The sequence below is a fragment of the Helcococcus kunzii ATCC 51366 genome (assembly GCF_000245755.1).
Taxonomy (GTDB): domain Bacteria; phylum Bacillota; class Clostridia; order Tissierellales; family Peptoniphilaceae; genus Helcococcus; species Helcococcus kunzii.
Genome location: NZ_JH601088.1, coordinates 505031 through 525038, shown reverse-complemented (window position 1 = coordinate 525038; position 20008 = coordinate 505031). Strand labels below are relative to the sequence as shown.

The window sequence follows — 20008 nt, the reverse complement described above, 5'->3', positions numbered from 1 at the left end:
ACCACTAAAAAGGATTACTAAACTTTTTTTTAAAAATATTGTTAAAATTTTAAGTAATATTTTTATCGATTATTTTTTTGAATAGTTTCCCATATAATGTGGTATATTAATAGTGATGATAATAAATTAGCAGGGAGGAAATAATGAAAAAACACGAAACGTTCAATAACGAAAAAGAACTTCAAGATAGAATTGAAGAACTTAAAAATAAAAACTTTGGTGAACTTGAATACGAAATAATTAATACTTTAGAAGAAAGAAGCTTCGTACTTTCATATGAAGACTTTGAAAATCCAGAAGAAGATGAAATAACTGACGGCTTAAAAGATCAAGATAAAAATGATTTTGCACAAAACGACAGACCTGCAGGATATTCTACAGAATTTAAACAAGAAAATGGCATTAAATAACTAGATATTTCAAATAAATAACATATCCCTCAAGAGTTAGTGGAATCTCAACTTTTGAGGGATTTTTCTTTAAATATATTCTATTTAATAAATTCAGAAAATTTTTCGGATAACATAATAATCTCTGCAATGCTCATTTTTTCAGATGAGAATGTTAATGAATATGAACTTTCTCCTTTTTTATACAAAGCAATAAGTTTTGCTGAAAATGAATCATTTCCAATATTTTCTACTAATACTTTGTCATAAGCTTTCATTTCGACAATTTTAAGTTTATCATCTTTCTTTTTATTTTCATTTATAAAGTCATCTAAAGAGTAAGATTTTTCTAATTTTTTTACATTTATATCATAATCAAATCCAATATTTCTAAAAATATGTTTGGCATCATCATCAAAACTCGTTGAAATCGCCTTTTTATTTATCTTATATTGCAATTTATCCAAATCTTTATCTATAATATTTTCTTGTTTAAATTGCTCTTCTACAAATCTTGCAACCTCAGGTCTCACTGTTTTGATTATTTTATTTTCACCTTTACCATTCTTCTTTTTTAATTTTGCGAACTGTTCATCCGCTTTAGTTGTACCAACTTGTACTTTATCATATTTTGATGTAGGCCCTGATGTTAAATCTGCTTCATCATTTTTACGATCACATGCAGATAACAAAAAAATTAAGATTAATAACAAATATATTCTCTTCATAATATCTCCCTTTTATATATAGTGATTATACCTTATATCAACAACAATAAAAAGTATATTTAAAGTTTTGATATACTATATAAGGATATATTTCATTACGATATCGAAGAAGAAAAAGGAGAAATTATGATTTATAAAAATATAATTGAAACTATTGGAAATACACCATTGGTACAACTTAAAACAAACGATGATGAAGCGGAAATATATGTAAAAGTAGAATCTTTCAATCCAAGTGCTAGTATTAAAGATAGACCTGTAAAATATATTCTTAAAAATTTAATGGATGAAAGAAAACTAAAAAAAGGTGATACCGTTGTTGAACAAACATCAGGAAATACTGGTATTGGATTATCTATGGCGGGTGCAGCTCTTGGCTTAAATATAGTTATTGTAATGCCAGAAAGTATGTCTATGGAAAGAAGACAATTAATGAAAGCATACGGAGCAGAACTTGTACTTACTGATAAATCATTAGGAATGCAAGGCGCTAAAGATAAGGCTAATGAAATAGCAAAAGAAAGAAATGCTATAGTATTTGGGCAATTTACAAATCCAGCAAATGTAAAATCTCATGAAGAAACAACAGCAATAGAAATTTTAGAAGATTTACCTGAAGTTGATGGTTTTGTTGCTGGTGTTGGTACAGGTGGAACAGTTACTGGTGTTTCAAAAGTATTAAAAAATAAACTTGATAATGTCACAATTTGGGCTGTTGAACCTAAAGATTCCCCACTATTATCTGAAGGTAAAGCAGGTTCTCACAAGATTCAAGGGATTGGTGCAAACTTTGTTCCTGAAATTTTCTCAGGAGATAATATTGATGAATATTTCTTAGTTGGAAATGAAGAATCCATGGAAGAATCTGTGAGATTAGCAAGAGAAGAAGGTATATTATGTGGTATATCTTCTGGTGCAAATGTTGTGGCTGCTAAAGCTTTAGCAAAAAAACTAGGTAAAGGTAAAAAAGTTGTGACTGTATTACCTGACACTGGTGAAAGATATTTGAAGCAAGGACTATTCGACTAGATGTTCAACTTTAGGAAATGGTGGGAAGAGTCAAAATATGTATATGAAAATGACAATGCGGCTAAATCAGTTTTAGAAGTTTTTCTACTATATCCTGGCATAAGGGCCTTAAGAAGACACGAAAGAGCTCATAGATTATATAAAAAAGGTAAGTTTTTTAAAGCGAGATTAATTTCAGAGCGAACAAAGAAACTCACTGGGATTGAAATTCACCCTGGTGCTGTCATTGGAAAAAATGTCATGATTGATCACGGAAGTGGTATAGTTATTGGTGAAACACCCATTGTTGGTAATAGAGTGAAAATGTTTCAAGGTGTTTCTTTAGCTGCTGATGATTATGAAGTTGATGGTAGAAGGCATCCGATCATCGGAGATGATGTCTTATTGGGTGCTGGAGCTTTAATTCTTGGTCCGCACACCATTGGTAAAAATGCTAAAATTGGTGCTGGAGCTGTCGTATTAAGAGATGTACCAGCAAATGCTACCGCTGTCGGCATACCAGCTAGGATAATAGAAAATAAATAAATTTAATATATTAAAAAAGGGAAACTGTATTACTTAAATTTCATACAGTTTCCTTTTAAATTATTTTACAAATCTAAATTTAACTTCATCAATTATATATTTTAACAATGGTATATCTTCATCTACTACTTTTCCTAATACATTTACTCGTTCATCTGCATTTAATTCCTTTAACGCTATTTGAATTTCACCATTGTATCTTAAATACTTTTCATTATCTATAGTTATACTTCCAACTTTTCTTTCAATCGTATTTTCAGCTTTTACTTTTTCTTTAATCTGAACTCTCGGCATAGTACTTCTAATAACATATTCCGAATAATCCAATCTATTTTTATGTGTTATCCAAAATACTTCAGAAATTGCATCTGTTAAATCTAGTAAATTTTCAACATGAAGTTCTATTAATTTATCTTTTTCGTACAAAAGAATTGGTTTCAAACTTTCTTCTTTTATAGAAATGTCACCAATTAAAACTTCATCAACCATAAAATCTTTTTTCAATTCTATATATGAAATCAAAGGAGCAGAATGCCTATGCTTTTCTAAGGTAGGCAAACCTTCCTCTAGAGGTCCTCTTTTTATCTCGTCTCCTGGAATAAATGCCTGAATCTTAAATCCTTTTTCTTTCAAATATTTATTTTTCTCTAATAAAAATTTTTCTGAAAGACCTGTTTCAACACGTGGATAAAAATTATGACAAGCATTGATATCATGTAAATCCATTCCAGCGGAAATAAGTTTATTACAATAATCATCATTGATAGTACTTGCATTTAATACAATATTAAAATGTTCACTCAATTTTTTTATTTGATCAAAATTAAAACCAAAGTCAATTCTCAAACTTTTAACATTAATGTATTCAAAAAATTTAATTATTTCATCAAAAGTCATATTAAATTTTTTCATAGTATTATCTGAAATATCGACCATTAATTCCATTTTTAATGAATTAATTTTTTGTGAAACCATTTTAATCCTATCAACCGCTTCATCATTATCATCTTCTATGATATGCATTGAAGTAAATATTGTCTTTACCCCATACTTTTGCATTTTCTCTAAATATTTTATTATGTCTTCATTTTCTTGTGATAAATAAACTGATGCACCTAACATTTCCATTCCTTACAATTTCATCTAAAAATATTTACTATTTTATCATTAAATATCATTCTCTAAAATAGCTTTTATTTCTTGATCCCAAAAATCCCAACTATGTTCACCATCTATTATTTTTTCTTTAATTTTAACCTTATCTTTTGCCTTTTCTAAAAATGAATTAACATCTTCTAAAAGAACAACTTGATCTTGCTTACCTGCATATAAGTAAACTTCTATATCTTTTAGTTTATCTTTATTGTTTTCAAGATTTGTCAAAGGATGATAATTTTTATATGCTTCTTTATCAAATTTACCATCTTTGTAGAAGATATTCCATGTTCCAATACCTACAGAGGTATCAAGCTCTTCTGCGACAACAGGAGATATTGCATATCCTTTTGAGAATAAATCACTATGCTTAAACATGAAGTTTAATGTTCCATAGCCACCCATTGAAATACCAGAAACAAATCTATTATTTCTATCAATTTTAATTTCATTAATTTTTTCAAAAGTAGGGATAAGATCCTTCACAATCGCTGATTCCATATTGATATTTTTATCGATATAAAATGAATTAAAACCATCTACAAATACAGCAATTAATTTTTGATCATGTTTTTTATTGTATTGATTCAAATATTCTACAGTTTTTGTTCTTTCGTTAAAATTAGTATGATTTCCAAACGCTCCATGAAGCATATACATTACTTTAACATTATTAGGATCAAATTCATCAGGAATGTAGCTTGAAACATTCCAATCTAATTTTAATTGTTCTGACCAAATTGTAGTTGTACCAAATTTACCAACCGCTTCGGTTTCTTCAACACTTTCTTTCTCAGATTCTGTTTCCATATTTGTTTCAGTCTTTACGTCAGTTTCTTCTTTTGTTTGATTATCTTTATCTGTTGGCGTACAGGCTGACAATAATACTAAAATTGATAATAATATTGGTAAGATAGTTTTTTTCATAATTTTCCTTTCGTAAATTTTCATATTGAAATTATATAAAAAGGCAGAAAACTTTCTGCCCTTTTACATATTTTTTTTTACTATACTATGCGTTTCTTACATCTTCATTTTTAATAGCAAAGTTTGTAATTATGAATCCCATAATGTATGAAATTACTAAACCTATGAAGTAATAAAGCATCTTGTCTGTACCTTGCATTAATGGGATAGCAACAAGACCTGATGGTCCCCAAGCTGCTGCGGTAACTTGCATTAGCATTACAAATGCTCCACCAAAACCAGAACCTAGTCCAGCTGTGATAAATGGCTTAAACATTGGTAATGTAACACCATAGATTAATGGTTCCCCTACTCCTAAGAATCCTGCAGGTAAAGCACCATTTATAACTTTAACCATTTTTTCATTATTAACTTTTTTAGCTTTTAAGTAAATTGCTAATGCCGCACCAACTTGTCCAGCACCTGCCATAGCTAAAACTGGGAATAATGAAACTCCACCTAATTGTTCTAATTGAACTGCATAGATTGCGATTAAACCATGATGTAGTCCCATCAATACCATTGGTAAGAATACTGCCGCTAATACGAATCCGCTTATTACTCTTATCACTGGATTTTCTGATCCTATAATTACAGATAAAACTGAAACTAAACCATCACTGATAAATCCAGCCACTGGCATTATTGCGAATACCATTAGTAAACCAGTAATTAAAATTGATACGAATGGAGTAATTATCAAATCCAATACATCTGGTACGGCTTTTCTTATTCCTTTTTCTATTTTTGAAAGAATCCAAACACCAAAAATTACACCGATGATACCACCTTTACCAGTTGTTAGTACTGATTCTAGTGGAACTGCTTCGTTAAATAATCCTATGATTTTAGAAATTTCAACAATGTTTGCACCAATACTGATAGCACCAATCATACCACCAAGTGCAGGTGTTGCACCAAATACTTCAGCAGATCTTATACCTGTAAAGATTGCGAAATATCCAAGGAATGCTCCACCAAATAGACCAAGAGTTAATTGAACAACATTCCATGATTCTGGAAGTGTTTTTGATTCTATCAATTGTCCAACTAATTGACCAAATCCAAAGAATAATCCACCTGCAATGATAGCTGGAATTAAAGGAATAAATATATCAGCAATTAATTTTAATCCTTTCTTCAGTGCATTATCTTTTTGCCCAGCTTTTACTTCAGCCTTATTTTCTTCCCATGTATTTTCTTCCCTAGCTTGCCCTACAGCATCTCTAGGTATCTTAAAATATTCTATAGCTTCATCTGTCACTTTTTTAGCTTTTCCAGGTCCTAATACTACTTGATAAGTTTTACCTTCTTTCATTAATCCTAGAACCCCATCAATATTTTTCAACTCATCTTCATTAACTTTTGATGTATCTTTTATATTTGCACGCATTCTTGTCATACAATTAAATGTATTATTTATATTGTCTTTACCACCTAGTGATTCAACAATGCTCTTAGCTATATCTAAATTACTCATAAATCCCCCTCTTGATTTATATTATGGATATTACCCTGTGCTTCTTGTAATGATTTTTCTGCTTCTTCTCTATTCATATTAAACAATATCATTACAATAGCTAGTTTTACATGTCCATTAGCTAATTCCAATTTTTCTTTAGCAATCTCTTCAGTACATCCTGTCACTTCTTTAATTATATTTAACCCTCTAACGGAAAGTTTGTTATTTGATAATTTCAAATCAACCATATAATTTTTGTAAATCTTACCTATTTCTTTCATACTAATTGTACTTATCATATTTAGTATGAGTTTAGTCGAAGTGCCAGCTTTTAGTCTTGTAGACCCTGTCAGTACTTCAGGTCCAGGCACTACCTCAATTGGAAATTTACTAATTTTCCCAATCTCACTTTCAGTAGTACATGCAATTGATCCTGTAATTGCTCCTATGGAGTTTGCGTACTCTATTCCTCCAATAACATAAGGTGTTCTACCACTTGCAGCTATACCAATAACTACATCTTTTTTTGTCAGATTAATTTTCTCTAAATCTGCTTTTCCCTCAGATGTTTTATCCTCAGCTCCTTCTGCTGCCTTAATAAATGCGTTTTCACCTCCAGCGATAAGTCCAGTAACAATTTCATAATCTACCCCGAAAGTTGGTGGGCATTCAACAGCATCCAATAATCCTAATCTTCCACTAGTGCCTGCGCCCATATAGATGATTCTTCCGCCATTTTTCAATGCATTACTTGTTTGCTCTATTAATTTTTCAATATTGCTAAATTGGTCTTTAATACATTCAACAGTATTGAAATCTTCAGCATTCATTAGCTCAATAGCATCTCTAATAGACATTTTACTAAAGTTTTCAGAATTAGGATTACTTCTCTCTGTTTTTATTTTAGTTAAATCTAACATTTACACCTCCTTTTCAACTTTAATATATATGAAATCGAAGTCATTTACAATACCTTAAAGTTGTTTATAAATAAAGTTTCATGTTTTGTAACTAATTCTTTTGTAATAGCTTATTTGTTTGAATTATCTTCTCCATATATTTCTTATCTTCAATTTCAAGATATAGATGATACAAATAGTCCACAACAGATAATTGAGAAATCCTACTTGAACCTGCGCCTATCCTTAAAGACTTTTCAATCTGAGGTACAAATAGATTGTAATCTGCCATACTCATCAATTTATTATTAGAATACTGTGTAATGGAGACAATCTTACATCCATTTGACTTTATATTTTTTGCCATTGAAGTCAATTCCTTTGTCTCACCAGAATATGAAATAATAATTGCTAAATCATCCTTAGTGGCATTATTTGAATTCACTATTTGTAAATGTGTATCCTCATACAATACGGAAAATTTATTAATCCTTTCAAATTTTTGTTGTAAATCTTTCGCGACCAAATAGCTTGCTCCAATTGCAAACAATCTAATTACTTTTGCCTTCTTCATTAGATTTACAACTTTATCTATCACCTCATAATCAATCAAATTATAGGTATTGTTAATCGCCTTAATATTTTCATTAAAAATTTCATTTACAATTTCAGGAGCCCCGGTTGCATTTTTAGCTTTTACACTGTCTTTTATTAAATTATCATTAAAATTTAATTCATTCATCAAAGCTAATTTAAGATCTTTATATCCTGAAATCCCATTCTTCTTGCAAATTCTCACGATTGTTGCAGCACTACAAAAACCCAAACGAGCCAGCTTATGAATATCTGTAGATATAACCTCTCTTGGGTTATCCAAAATATATCTAATCACAGGCTTCTCCACCTCTGTAGCTTGATTATTATAATACGTCTGCAATCTATAAATAACTTTTTTCATTATTCTCCCTCACTAGTAAATTTTATTTCTTAAATATATTATATAACATTATTACATAGTTTAAAACAAATGAAAATGTTTTTATAGAAATTGGAAAGTTTAGTATTGAGATGTGGGAATGTTATGTAGTGGGATTTGGAGATATGTGGGTGGAGAGTCTGGGATTATTGATTGAATGGATTTAGGATGTGTGGAGATGTTGGAATGTAGATGTGCAGGAATAGAAAACTATAGAGCGGAGGAATGTATATTTTTTTGGTTTGGAGATGTTGTAATAGTTATATAAATATGTAGAAATGCAAAATTGTAGAATTTTTGATATGAGAGTTGTTGGAACGTATTGTTATGGGATTTTATAATGGTGAGTTTTTACGAAAATGCGTTTTTATTATGGTGCGTTTTTACGATTTTTGAATTTTTATGATATAATATTGTATTTTATGACGTATGTTATGCTCCGTAAATACCCCCCTACCGTATTTTTTAGACCATACTCAATTTTTTATGGTCTCTAGATACCCCTCCTAGGTATATTTAGGACCATAAAATTCTAGAAAATCTTAAGGACTATGATCCCAAAATACCCAACCCCAGTATATTTAAGACCATATATCTATAGTTTTATATGTTAATATAAAAGGAATATTTGAAAAACATGGTCCGTATTATACCCCCTAGGGGTATATCAAGACCATAATTTTTTAATTTATACTCTTTTAAATACCCCCCTAGGGTATTTACGGACCATAATTTTTTAAAAAAGTATAGCTTGAATTAATCATTCTACAATAGTTTATTTTCACAAAACAATTATTATCCCTATTTTACTAGAATAGAAATTTTTTATATAATAACTTAAAAAGATTTCATTCCATTTCATCAGAAAAAAGAGGCCGAAGCCTCTTTTCTCATTTCTATTACTTTTATCTTTTTCCTATTAACTTACCGTCCCATGTAAAATTGTACCATCTTCCATCAATCCATTGTTTACCTGATACTCTTGTACCTGTTGATGGTCTTAAATATCTCCATACTCCATCTATATATTGCCAACCGTAGGCTTGTGTACCTGTCGCAGGTCTAAAGTACATCCAACCTAATGGAAGTTTTTGCCATCCTGTTGCCATTGTTCCGGAGTTTCTGAAGTATCTCCAATTACCATCGATGAATTGTTTTCCTTTCACCATTGTACCTGAGCTTTGTCTGAAATAGTATTTTGAACCATTTTGAGGATTTAACCACCAACCTTTGTAGTATCTTGTATTTGGTCCAGCGATAGAAAGCCAGTGCATTCCATTTTCTTTATAGATTTGGTCAATTGATTCACCTTTGGAGTTGAAATATTCCCAAGTTTTATTGATCCATTTCCATTCTGACTTAGCTTGTTTACCATGGTCATAATATGTCCATTTGTTTCCAATTTGTTTCCAGCCATGTTTTTCTACAGGTTTTTCAATTAGTGAGATTCTCTTTAAGTCTTCATATTTTGTAAGCTCTAAATCTGAAATTAGTTTTTGAATTTTATCATATTCAAGGTAATTTGTTAAAACTTTATTTCCTTTAGCTCTATCTTTTAGTACATCCATTAAAGATCTTATTGTATTTCTCTTTGATGGTAGTTCTTTTGATACATCTTCAACATAGTCTGCTTCAATGATTTTTATAAGCACTTCATCTACATCTTTCCCATCAGCTAATCCTAATGCTCTATAGATAAGTTCTGAAACTAGACCATATGAACTAATATTACTATTATAGTTATAGAAGTCATTAGTTCCAGGGTGCATTAATGGTGTGTTTCTTGAGTTTGTATTTAATGATAGTGTCAGTTTATTTTCTTTATCAATCATTGTATTTGTACCTGTCCAACCAGTATGACCGATTGTACCTGCAGGAGCAAATTCAGAATACCATGCAGCTGCACCACCTGATTCGCTTTTTCTTCTCCATCCTCCATTTGCTTGAGTATGCCATGGAGAAACTTCTGTAAATTTATCAATTGTTTCCTTATCGAATAATTTAACACCATTTAATTCGCCATCATAAATCATAGCTTGTGCTAAATATGCTATTTGTTGCGCAGATCCAAATAATCCTGCATGACCGGAAACTCCACCCATTGAATAATAGGCCTTTTCATCATGTACTTCACCTTCTACAATGGTAGTTCTCACATTATTAAAGAAGTTTTTTCCGTCTCTTGTATTTCCGTTTAATTCTGAAGCAGATAATTCATTTACTTTAAATCCAGCTTCTTGAGGATTAAATGTTATCCTGTCTAATCCCAATGGTTTATAGAAATTTTTTGAAACATATTCCTCTAAAGGCATTCCGCTCAATTTTTCAACTATAAAACCAGCTAACATCATATCAGCATCTGAATATGCCCAATCAGTGTCTGGTTCTGTATTAAGCGGAGTCTTCATTACCATTTCAAATGTCTTTTCTCTATCTTGAGAATATAAATCATTTTTCCCGTTTTTTATTTGATCAACCGCATCAAATTTTTCGTTATGGTATTGAGGATCTGGAGCAAAACCTGCTCTATGACTTAAAACCATTCTTACATCAATTTTATCTTTCCAGCCATTTTCATTAGCAAATTCTAAAAATTCAGGAAATATTTCTGAAATCTTAGTATCTAAAGAAACTTTTCCTTCAGAAGCTAATTTTTGCATTGCATAGACTGTTGCATACATTTTTGTATTACTTGCAAGGTCGAATAGAGTATTTTCTGTTACTTTTACTCTTTCATTTTTAGGAAGAATATCAAAGTCACCAAAAATAACATCTCCATTTTCATCAAATTTGTTTTTATAGTTATTGATATAACCATAAGCACTATTTTTTATCAAATTTCCGTCTTTATATACAGCTAACTGTGCACCTGATAATCCATAATTATTTTCTGATGAGATTAGTTCATCAAGTAATTCAATAAACTCAGGATTTTTAAAATCAGTTTCTTCCGCTTTCACATCAGCAATAAAAAAGGCTTGTATAGCTAAAGCAAAAGCTAATAATAGTGATAACGTTCTTTTTAACATATGATTTTTTTAGGTAAATTCTAAATTAATAAATAAAAAGTATTTAATTTAGACTTAGCCCTAATTCCTCCTTTTATTTTATTTTCAACTTGATTATATTAGTAAGGCATATCGTTTTCAAGAGTAAATCGATATTTTGAAATATTATTTCTTGAAATGGAATAAGTTAAATTTTAGATAAAATATATTAAAGTTTTTTGTAATTTATTATTTAATATATCAATTGAAAAAACAAAAATAAAATGTTAAAATAATATCATAAAAATAATTAATATATTTAATTTATATATCATTTTGTATATTTTAACTATTATTTGAAATACGAAGGGAGGAAAATCAAATGATTAATTAAAAATTTAAATATAAAAGTATAGAAATTGAAAAATTTAATAATAAAGGAGAAAATATGAATAAAACAATTAAAACTTTTTTTTCATTAGCATTGATATTTTTCTTAATTAATACTAATGTTTACGCGTACTCAAACGAAGAATTAACAATTAATAGATTTGAGATTATTGATGATACTACATTGTTAGATAAAGAAAATAATGATATATATTTTTTTGAAGAAAGTGCACACTTATATAATTTTATTAATTCTATGAATAACAGAAACAAAATTTCCGTTAGAAGAGTATGCACTCCAGGTATGCCTGGATATCCATATTGTCAAGATAATCCAATAGTTTCTACAGGTAGTAGATTAATAAGTTATTATAACACAGGTTTTATTAAATCTAATGAGTTACTTTTAGGTAATGATGGATGGGTATTTGGTGGAACTTATGGTGCAACAATGCAGTTCAGTAACACTAAAGAATTAACTTTTTCATATAATGGTCTTTCTCTTACTCATAAAGTAACAAAAAGTCAAAGCTTTAAGGTTCCACCACATACAAGAGGTAATATAAAGTACCAAGCTAAATGGAGAATTGAAACACGTGAAGGATATTCTATAAGAAAAGACGGATCTAAAACAGGATTCTATAAATATAAAGTAACAAAATTTATTGAAGGAGGTTTTATAGGTGTGTACAAATAATAACTTAAATAATACAATGTTCAAACTTAACTATATCTCTTCTATACTATTTCTAATATTTACTCTTGCAATAAGATTCTATTATGCTCAAACATGGGGAGATAAAACCTTTTATAAATATGGTAGAGCTGTAGGTGTTTTCTATATATCAATTATTTTAACTATAGTTTCGATATATTATACTATCCGTTTTTACAAAAAGTTAAAAAAAGCTGATAAATAAACCAAAAAAACTAAAGGCTATTGGAATTTTGCTCCAATAGCCTTTTAGTTTTTCTAATTATCTTCTGCCTATTAATTTACCGTCGCCAGTAAAGTTGTACCATCTTCCATCAATCCATTGTTTTCCAGATACTCTTGTACCTGTTGATGGTCTTAAGTATCTCCAAACACCGTCAATCCATTGCCATCCAAATGCTTGAGTACCAGTACCTGGTCTAAAGTACATCCAGCCTAATGGAAGTTTTTGCCAGCCTGTTGCTAATGTACCGGATTTTCTAAAGAATCTCCAATTTCCGTCAATCCATTGTCTTCCCTTAACCATTGTGCCTGAGGATAATCTAAAGAAGTATCTATATCCATTGTCTGGATTTGTCCACCAGCCTTTTTGATATCTAGTTTGAGGTCCTTCTAAGGATAACCAAATCATGCCATTTTCGTGATATGTTTGTGTCATTGATTCACCTTTTGAATTGAAGAATTTCCATGTATTATCAATCCATTTCCATTCAGACTTAGCTTGTTTTCCATGATCGTAGTAAAACCATTTACCACCGACTTGTTCCCATCCGTGTTTTTCTGGTTCTTCATCATCTTTAGCATCAGTTTTCAAACCAAAACCTAATGGGTATGCTATTTCATCAGAATATTTATTGTTATCATCTAATGCAGGAACATCTACTGGAAGTTTACCTGTAGAACCAACTTTACCAAATACAACATCTAATGAATAAGGAATATTTGGTCCAAAAGCTTTAACTGGATCTTTACCAGCTTCTGTAGGATCCATTCCCTTCGCTCCATAAGCTAAAACCATAGCATCAGCCATGTCATATCTATCAGCGTCGTATGGTTTACCGATACTAATTACGACAGATGGTTTTCCTGCTTTTTTAGCTAATGTTGTCAATTGATCAGGTATATTGGATAACCAGTGAGTGCTTGCTAATCTTGATTCAGCACTAATTTCACTTGTCACAATCACATAATCAAATTTATCTACAAGTGCACTTATTTCTTCTGAAGTAGTTTTATCTGTAAATTGTTTAACTTCATATTTAACAGCTTTATCGATAATTCCTTCTTTTTGTAAATTAGTAAAACCATAAGTAAATCCTGGTAGTTCATTTTCATATGGAGTAAGTATTAAAACTTTTTCTCCTGCCTTTGGTTTCAATGGAAGAGTATTATCGTTGTTTTTTGTAACTGTTAAAGCTCTTTGAGTTATCATTCTTTGATTTTCAAAATGTTCTCTTGAACCAACTGTTTCCAATGCAGTAGTTAATTTTTCTTCTAATGGAATATTATATTGATCAAGATCTAATATTCCCCTTCTTTCTTTTAGCTCTAAAATTCTTTTAACTGATTCATCTATTCTTTCTTCAGTTATTTCATTATTTTCAACTGCTGTTTTTATAGCAGCAATAATGCCATCTAATTTTTCTAAATCAGCTTTAGATTGTAATAATGTAGGCATTAAAGGAATATCAGTACCAGCTTTTATAGTCATAAGAATAGCTTCTTCTTCACCAAAGTGGCTTGAAATAGCCTTCATATTCATAGCGTCTGTAATGATAATTCCATCGTAATTCATCTTATCTCTAATAACACCTGTCAAAATGTCATCTGAAAGTGTCGCTGGAATGGATATTTCTGTACCATCTTTTTTAGATATTGCCTTATCTTTCTCTAATTGTGGATAAGAAATATGAGCTGTCATTATCATATCTACGCCTTGTTCGGCAGCTTTGAAAAATGGTACTAGTTCCATTTGAGAAACTTCATCATAAGATTTATCCACTTCTGGTAATCCTACGTGGCTATCTGTTGCAGTATCACCATGACCTGGGAAATGTTTTATAGCAGCACTTACTCCAGTATCTTGAATACCATAAAGTACTTTTGTACCAAGTTTAGCAACTAAATTAGGATCACTTGAAATTGATCTCTCACCAATAACTGGGTTATTAGGATTATTATTTACGTCCATTACTGGTGCTAAGTTAACATTTATACCTAATGATTTAACTTCTTCACCTATAGTTTTACCATAAATATATGCAAGATCCTCATCTGCTGTTGCTCCCAAAGCCATATTACCAGGCATATTTGTACCTGTACCAAGTCTTACAACTTTACCACCCTCTTGGTCTATTGAAAGTAACAATGGAGGCATTTTAGCTTCAATTGCTGCTTCTTGAATATAGTGGGTTAATCTTCGTGTTTGTTCTGTTTCAACTACATTTTCAGCAAACAAAATAATTCCACCAAATTTATATTTTTGAATAGCCTCTTTTATTTCACTATTCAATTCTGTTACAGGTTTTAGTTCTGTTTGATCAGCTGTTTTCCAGTTTCTAAATTCCACCATAAGCATCTGACCGATTTTTTCATCCAATGTCATGCCTGCCACAATTTCGTCAACACTCTTTCCTGAAGTATTTGCAGCTTCTGCCGTTCCTAAAGGTATAAATTGAAATATAAGAACGAACGCTAACAAAATAGACAATAATTTTCTTTTCATATATGTTTTTTAGTAAAATATCAAATCGAATACATAAATTCACTTTCTATTTCACTAAGTAATACCCCCTTTTTATATTATTTTCAACTTTATTATACATGTCGTGGTTTACGTTTTCAACTTTCTGCACCACTTTGAAATTTTATTTCTACAAAATAAACTAAAAAGAACCCTATTTAACCATAGAGTTCTAATAGCTACTTTGAGCCTTTTAATTCAATAATATATTCTCTAACTTTCCCCAAATCATCTACCAATGAAACAAATTTTGATCCAATAATCGCACCATCCGCGCCCGATGAAATAATGTTTTCAACATCTGATTTGGTTGTTATGCCGAAACCTATGAAACAAGGGATATCTAAATGTTCTTTTATAGTTCGTAAATTCTCAAGATATTGATTTGGAGTTTTTTGGAAAGAACCAGTTTTACCTTCCCCACTTATTAAATATATAAAATCGGGATTACCATTTTTTATTTTTTCAATATTTACTTTTTCATTAGGCTTTACTAAAGGTATTTGTTTAATATTATTTAAACTATCTACCACAATTATCCCATCATAGTATTTAGAAATTTTTTTAATTCTGTATTCTTTTATTTCAGTGTCATATCCCATTAGATATTTTTTAAAATTATATCTATTATATATTCTTTTTATATCTGAAATAAATTCATCTTCATTAAAACCATTAATATAAACTTTCTCTGTAGCTTTTTTTATGATTTCTCCATCTAAATACGGATTTCTTGAAGGTATTCCTATTTCTACACCATAAACATTGTTTTTATCAAGCATGTCTAATATTTTGAAAAATTTTTCCCTATTAGGATAAGCGTAAGTTAAAAATAGTATTATTTTATTCATATTATATTCCTATCATTTTTAATATAAAACCTAACAGTGGTCCATAGAAAGCATAGTCAGTTTCAGCTAAAATTCTCATAATTTGATCATATGAACCTACCATAGGTAGTAATAACGCTTGACCAAAAATTAAAATTAAACCATTCACAAAAGAAGCTACAATAGCTCCTCTTCTTCCACCTGTACTATTACCAAAAATACCTGTTATAGCACCTGTAAAGAATGTTGGTATTAGAGCTGGAAACACAGCTATTGGATATTTTATCAAACCTAATATTACTACTCCTACAAATCCCGCAACTAAACTTGAAATAAAACCAACGATTACTGTTGTAGGATAATTTGGAAATAATAATGGAATATCCAAACCAGGTATTGAATTTGGTATTAATTTTGAGGATATACCATGGAACGCAGGTACAATTTCTCCAAGCAACATTCTTACTCCTGTAATGATAACTGTTATCCATACTCCAAAAGTCAATCCATTCATTATACTAAAGACTAAAATATCCTGACCATTTGATACATTTTCCATCACCCAAGATGGTCCAGCTGCTATGGATGCTATTAAAAATAGAAAAGTCATTACTAATGCTAATGCAATAGTCATTTCTCTAAAAAACCCTAATGATTTTGGAAGTTTTAAGTCTTCCATATCTTTTTCTTTGTTTCCTACTAATTTACCTACACCAGCTCCTATTAACAGCCCTATAGAACTCGAATGCGCTAAAGTAAACCCTTCTCCACCTTTAATGTTTTTCATTAGAGGATATACATAAGCACATGTAAATGTCATATATATTCCCAATAATATTCCTCCAATTATTATTATCGCTAACGTGGACAATGAAGTATTATATTTTAATAAGGCTGCAATTAATCCAGAGAAGAAAAATGAAACATGAGCACTAAGATGTATGAACTTCCATTTCGTAAATCTTGCAATTAAAATATTTATTAAGAAACCTAGAGCAAAAATCAATGACATTTCAAAGCCAATTTCTGAAACACCGCCCATAGCTTCACCAATTGATTCAACATTTACATTTAAGTTAAATACTTTACTTAAGATTGGTTGTAATGGTAAAAGAGCCATTCCAAGAGATTTTCCACCAGTATCAATTAGCATAAACCCAATCATAGTTTTTATAACACTAGGAACTACTTGATGAAATTCTTTTTTCTGAAGAATTAATCCAATTAGTGCCACAAAGCCAATAATAAATACCGCTTGTGAAAACACATTATTAATCAAATATAAAATAATATTCATTCTATTCTCCTAATTCGTTTTTAACACGTAAAATTTCAGACTTTAAAAACTCTTTGTCCATCATATTATCTATTCTAATAATATGATTATTGTTAGTTCTTAATCTTTCCGCAAAATCTGAAGTTGTTATGATTACATCATAATCATTTGGGCTAACAGAAGAAATGTCTGATGCTTCTACTGTACCATCAATTTGTTCACTATCTAAAATTTGTTGTGTATAAAGTCTTAACATCATACTACTTCCAACTCCAGCACCACAAACAGTAACAAATTTCAACATTTATACCTCCTTAAAAATTTTTTAATATATCATTTTTATTTTTTGCATTCATAATATTATTTAGTTTTTCTTCATCAGCCATAATATCAACAAGCTCAGCAAATGCTTCTAAATGAGTATCATGATCTACTGCACTTATACAAACAACTAATTTAACTGGGTCATTTGTTTTATTTCCAAATTCTATCGCATTCTCCAAAGTGATAATGCTGAATCCTATTTTTTTTGCACCATATTCTGGTCGCGCATGTGGAAAAGCTATACCAGGAGCTAAAACAATGTACGCTCCATTTTCTTTCAAATTTTCAATCATAGCCTCAACATAGCTTTTTTCAATAAATCCATTTTTTTCGAGTAATTCACCACCTTTTCTTATTGCTTCTTCTCTATTTTTAACATTTATATTTACTTCCACTAAATTTTCATTTATAATTTCTTTGATCATCTTCACCTCCACAGTTATATAGTAATAGATATAATAAAATACTTAAATGTTTACTTTTTCAATATTTTTTGAAAAAAAAAAAAGAATAGAAGTAAACACTCCTATTCCAACATTTCTTTTATTCTATTATAAAATATTTTTGAATCATTAATTTCTAGCAGTTCATCAATATAAGTTTTATTATTTATTAATTTCAAAAGATTTTCATACATTGTATCCAGATACATTTTATCTTCGTTTACTACATTTAATAAAATAACAAATCTAACATTGTTATCGCCCCATCTTATTTCATCTTTTAATGTAATAATTGTCCAAAAAGTTTTTTCAGACATTTTATTTAATGGATGAGGAATAGCTATTAAATTTCCTATACTTGAACTTGAAATTTTCTCCCTTTCAATTATAGATTCATATATTCCTTTATTAACCTGTGACCTTAATACTAAATCATTACATATAAACTTCAATAATTCTTTAGGTTTATTAAAATCTAATAATGGATATATATTTTCTTCACTTATATAATTTAGAATGTTTGTCTTATATTCAATATATCTACTTACTCGTTTATACTCATCATTATCTAAAATATTTTTTATCACAATTATATCTTTATTAAAATTATTTTCTATTTTAATATTTGAAACTATGAAATCATAAGAAGATAAACTATAATTAGAAATTGAATAAACCTGAACAACATCAATAATTTCTATTTTATCATTAAATAGACTTTCAAGTTTTAATCTCATCAATCTTGATGTCCCAAAACCAGTAGCGCATACCACTAGACATCTTAACTTTTCCATCGAAATATTATTTATATTCTTTTCTAGACTAGTACCAATATGAATGGCCAAATATCCTATCTCATCTTCATTTAATTGAATATCAATATTGTTTTTTATAATTTGCGCGGCTTGTACGGCTAATTCAAAAGATTGTGCATAATTTATTTTTATAGAATCAAGTAAAGGATTTTTCAAATAAATATTATTTTTATATCTATAAATAGCTGGTTTTAAATGCATTAGTAAGCCATAATATAAATCATCATCTTTTGTAAATTCTAATCCAGTTAATTGTGAAATACCTCCTATCACTTTTTCAATTAATATATCAAAATCAATTTCCTTATTATCAATATAAAAATCTTTCAATATATTTATCCCCATTAAGTGACTAGTAATATATATTATTTCATTTACTGGGAAATTAATATCCATCACTTTTTCAATTTCTACAACTATATCTTTTGATATTTTAAAATGTTCATTTTTCCTAATGGACTGTATCAAATCATTTTCTTTTAATATATTCAATTCAATATATTTTTTATTTTTAATCCTAACAACAGTAATGACTAAATGTAAAACTAAATTATTAAATGCCAGATCAGACATATTAATATTTTTATTCTTTATCTTTTCTTTTATAATATTCTCAATAATTTCATTATATTCTTTATTAATAATTGGCGTATTTGTTGAATAATCCATTACCAAAGTTTCTTCATTTAATAATTGAATCGAATAATATATTGCTTTCCTTATACTCTTTTCATTTGCAACAACCTTTATCCCATATCCAGGTTTTGTTTTAAGTCCAACTTTAAATCTCTTAAATATTTTCTTTACACTAGCAAAATCCTTATTTAAAGTAGTTTTACTAATAAATAACTTATCAAGAAATGAATCCATTTTAATATAATCATTAGCCATTAATAATGAAAGCGAAATATATACCATTCTATGACTCGGAATAGAATAATCAAATAAATTATCACTATTTATTTCTCTTAGAAAAGATTGAAATGCTCTTACATTCTCTGTTTGTATTTTTAGATATCCATCATTATCTCTTATTATTTTTGATGAATGTTTTCTCATCAATTCATTAAGATCATTTATATCATTTCTGATAGTTCTTGAACTAACATTAAAAATAGACGCAAAATCTTCATATGTTTCTTTATCACTATTATTTAATTTTTCTAAAATTTTTATTTGTCTTATGTTCATGGTGTTAAATACTAATTGCAATAATAACTTTCATTCTACTATTCACTTCTATTATCCCATATTATGTAAGAATTTAATAGCTCAAAATTAATACATTATTATTAAATAATGTTTATACTGTAAATGTGCTCATTTATAATTATTTGCTTAAAAATAATAAATCCC

17 protein-coding genes are annotated in these 20008 nt (G+C 29.2%); 4 read left to right on the top strand and 13 right to left on the bottom strand.

The features are described 5' to 3' along the window. Positions 1-143 precede the first annotated feature (143 nt). A complete protein-coding gene (locus tag HMPREF9709_RS02350; RefSeq protein WP_005397558.1) occupies positions 144-410 on the top strand; it encodes a hypothetical protein in 267 nt (88 codons plus the stop codon). Between the two features lie 80 nt (positions 411-490). Here the strand turns inward: HMPREF9709_RS02350 and HMPREF9709_RS02345 are convergent, their stop codons facing one another. Beyond that, complete coding sequence (locus HMPREF9709_RS02345; RefSeq protein ID WP_005397557.1) at positions 491-1117, bottom strand: hypothetical protein; 627 nt, start codon at positions 1115-1117, stop codon at positions 491-493. A gap of 126 nt (positions 1118-1243) precedes the next feature. Here HMPREF9709_RS02345 and cysK point away from each other — a divergent pair, with 126 nt between their 5' ends. Together cysK and epsC are read left to right on the top strand one after the other, a co-directional pair. After that, positions 1244-2146 (top strand): cysteine synthase A, encoded by a 903-nt coding sequence (gene cysK, locus HMPREF9709_RS02340; protein ID WP_005397556.1) that lies wholly within the window; start codon positions 1244-1246, stop codon positions 2144-2146. Further along, positions 2147-2671 carry a serine O-acetyltransferase EpsC gene (gene epsC, locus HMPREF9709_RS02335; protein ID WP_005397554.1) on the top strand — a complete coding sequence of 175 codons (525 nt, stop codon included), beginning with the start codon at positions 2147-2149 and terminating at the stop codon, positions 2669-2671. Between the two features lie 60 nt (positions 2672-2731). On the opposite strand, the gene HMPREF9709_RS02330 is transcribed toward epsC, so the two are convergent. The 6 genes from HMPREF9709_RS02330 to HMPREF9709_RS09495 all read right to left on the bottom strand — a co-directional run bounded on the left by HMPREF9709_RS02330 (position 2732) and on the right by HMPREF9709_RS09495 (position 11158). Continuing rightward, on the bottom strand, positions 2732-3793 hold the full coding sequence (locus tag HMPREF9709_RS02330; RefSeq protein ID WP_005397553.1) for a DUF871 domain-containing protein: 1062 nt from the start codon (positions 3791-3793) through the stop codon (positions 2732-2734). 45 nt (positions 3794-3838) lie between these two features. Beyond that, positions 3839-4753 (bottom strand): alpha/beta hydrolase, encoded by a 915-nt coding sequence (locus HMPREF9709_RS09500; protein WP_005397552.1) that lies wholly within the window; start codon positions 4751-4753, stop codon positions 3839-3841. 85 nt (positions 4754-4838) lie between these two features. Beyond that, the gene (locus tag HMPREF9709_RS02320; protein ID WP_005397551.1) at positions 4839-6272 is read right to left on the bottom strand and encodes a PTS transporter subunit EIIC; all 1434 of its coding nucleotides are present in this window, start codon (positions 6270-6272) and stop codon (positions 4839-4841) included. Beyond that, positions 6269-7174 carry an N-acetylmuramic acid 6-phosphate etherase gene (gene murQ, locus HMPREF9709_RS02315; RefSeq protein ID WP_005397549.1) on the bottom strand — a complete coding sequence of 302 codons (906 nt, stop codon included), beginning with the start codon at positions 7172-7174 and terminating at the stop codon, positions 6269-6271. Before murQ ends, HMPREF9709_RS02320 begins: the two co-directional genes overlap by 4 nt. Before the next feature lie 91 nt (positions 7175-7265). Next, the gene (locus HMPREF9709_RS02310; RefSeq protein ID WP_005397547.1) at positions 7266-8111 is read right to left on the bottom strand and encodes a MurR/RpiR family transcriptional regulator; all 846 of its coding nucleotides are present in this window, start codon (positions 8109-8111) and stop codon (positions 7266-7268) included. Between the two features lie 923 nt (positions 8112-9034). Beyond that, positions 9035-11158: a serine hydrolase gene (locus HMPREF9709_RS09495; protein WP_005397546.1), complete on the bottom strand. Its 2124-nt coding sequence runs from the start codon at positions 11156-11158 to the stop codon at positions 9035-9037. Positions 11159-11564: 406 nt separating this feature from the next. Here HMPREF9709_RS09495 and HMPREF9709_RS02300 point away from each other — a divergent pair, with 406 nt between their 5' ends. Next, the gene (locus HMPREF9709_RS02300; protein ID WP_005397545.1) at positions 11565-12203 is read left to right on the top strand and encodes a hypothetical protein; all 639 of its coding nucleotides are present in this window, start codon (positions 11565-11567) and stop codon (positions 12201-12203) included. A gap of 280 nt (positions 12204-12483) precedes the next feature. Here HMPREF9709_RS02300 and HMPREF9709_RS02290 read toward each other — a convergent pair whose 3' ends face one another. The 6 genes from HMPREF9709_RS02290 to HMPREF9709_RS02265 form a co-directional block, all read right to left on the bottom strand. After that, complete coding sequence (locus HMPREF9709_RS02290) at positions 12484-14946, bottom strand: glycoside hydrolase family 3 N-terminal domain-containing protein (RefSeq protein WP_005397538.1); 2463 nt, start codon at positions 14944-14946, stop codon at positions 12484-12486. 197 nt (positions 14947-15143) lie between these two features. Continuing rightward, on the bottom strand, positions 15144-15815 hold the full coding sequence (locus HMPREF9709_RS02285) for a tryptophan synthase subunit alpha (protein ID WP_005397536.1): 672 nt from the start codon (positions 15813-15815) through the stop codon (positions 15144-15146). 1 nt (position 15816) lies between these two features. Continuing rightward, entirely contained in the window at positions 15817-17091 is a 1275-nt protein-coding gene (locus HMPREF9709_RS02280) for a PTS ascorbate transporter subunit IIC (RefSeq protein WP_005397533.1), read from the bottom strand. Position 17092: 1 nt separating this feature from the next. Next, complete coding sequence (locus HMPREF9709_RS02275) at positions 17093-17374, bottom strand: PTS sugar transporter subunit IIB (RefSeq protein WP_005397531.1); 282 nt, start codon at positions 17372-17374, stop codon at positions 17093-17095. Between the two features lie 10 nt (positions 17375-17384). Beyond that, the gene (locus tag HMPREF9709_RS02270) at positions 17385-17819 is read right to left on the bottom strand and encodes a PTS sugar transporter subunit IIA (RefSeq protein ID WP_005397525.1); all 435 of its coding nucleotides are present in this window, start codon (positions 17817-17819) and stop codon (positions 17385-17387) included. A 101-nt stretch (positions 17820-17920) separates the two neighbouring features. Then, positions 17921-19843 carry a BglG family transcription antiterminator gene (locus tag HMPREF9709_RS02265; protein WP_005397524.1) on the bottom strand — a complete coding sequence of 641 codons (1923 nt, stop codon included), beginning with the start codon at positions 19841-19843 and terminating at the stop codon, positions 17921-17923. Positions 19844-20008: the final 165 nt, after the last annotated feature.

Bases quoted from the DNA above. Each gene is read 5' to 3' on its own strand.
- HMPREF9709_RS02350 (WP_005397558.1), top strand. From the start codon at position 144: ATGAAAAAACACGAAACGTTCAATAACGAAAAAGAACTTCAAGATAGA.
- HMPREF9709_RS02345 (WP_005397557.1), bottom strand. From the start codon at position 1,117: ATGAAGAGAATATATTTGTTATTAATCTTAATTTTTTTGTTATCTGCA.
- cysK (WP_005397556.1), top strand. From the start codon at position 1,244: ATGATTTATAAAAATATAATTGAAACTATTGGAAATACACCATTGGTA.
- epsC (WP_005397554.1), top strand. From the start codon at position 2,147: ATGTTCAACTTTAGGAAATGGTGGGAAGAGTCAAAATATGTATATGAA.
- HMPREF9709_RS02330 (WP_005397553.1), bottom strand. From the start codon at position 3,793: ATGTTAGGTGCATCAGTTTATTTATCACAAGAAAATGAAGACATAATA.
- HMPREF9709_RS09500 (WP_005397552.1), bottom strand. From the start codon at position 4,753: ATGAAAAAAACTATCTTACCAATATTATTATCAATTTTAGTATTATTG.
- HMPREF9709_RS02320 (WP_005397551.1), bottom strand. From the start codon at position 6,272: ATGAGTAATTTAGATATAGCTAAGAGCATTGTTGAATCACTAGGTGGT.
- murQ (WP_005397549.1), bottom strand. From the start codon at position 7,174: ATGTTAGATTTAACTAAAATAAAAACAGAGAGAAGTAATCCTAATTCT.
- HMPREF9709_RS02310 (WP_005397547.1), bottom strand. From the start codon at position 8,111: ATGAAAAAAGTTATTTATAGATTGCAGACGTATTATAATAATCAAGCT.
- HMPREF9709_RS09495 (WP_005397546.1), bottom strand. From the start codon at position 11,158: ATGTTAAAAAGAACGTTATCACTATTATTAGCTTTTGCTTTAGCTATA.
- HMPREF9709_RS02300 (WP_005397545.1), top strand. From the start codon at position 11,565: ATGAATAAAACAATTAAAACTTTTTTTTCATTAGCATTGATATTTTTC.
- HMPREF9709_RS02290 (WP_005397538.1), bottom strand. From the start codon at position 14,946: ATGAAAAGAAAATTATTGTCTATTTTGTTAGCGTTCGTTCTTATATTT.
- HMPREF9709_RS02285 (WP_005397536.1), bottom strand. From the start codon at position 15,815: ATGAATAAAATAATACTATTTTTAACTTACGCTTATCCTAATAGGGAA.
- HMPREF9709_RS02280 (WP_005397533.1), bottom strand. From the start codon at position 17,091: ATGAATATTATTTTATATTTGATTAATAATGTGTTTTCACAAGCGGTA.
- HMPREF9709_RS02275 (WP_005397531.1), bottom strand. From the start codon at position 17,374: ATGTTGAAATTTGTTACTGTTTGTGGTGCTGGAGTTGGAAGTAGTATG.
- HMPREF9709_RS02270 (WP_005397525.1), bottom strand. From the start codon at position 17,819: ATGATCAAAGAAATTATAAATGAAAATTTAGTGGAAGTAAATATAAAT.
- HMPREF9709_RS02265 (WP_005397524.1), bottom strand. From the start codon at position 19,843: ATGAACATAAGACAAATAAAAATTTTAGAAAAATTAAATAATAGTGAT.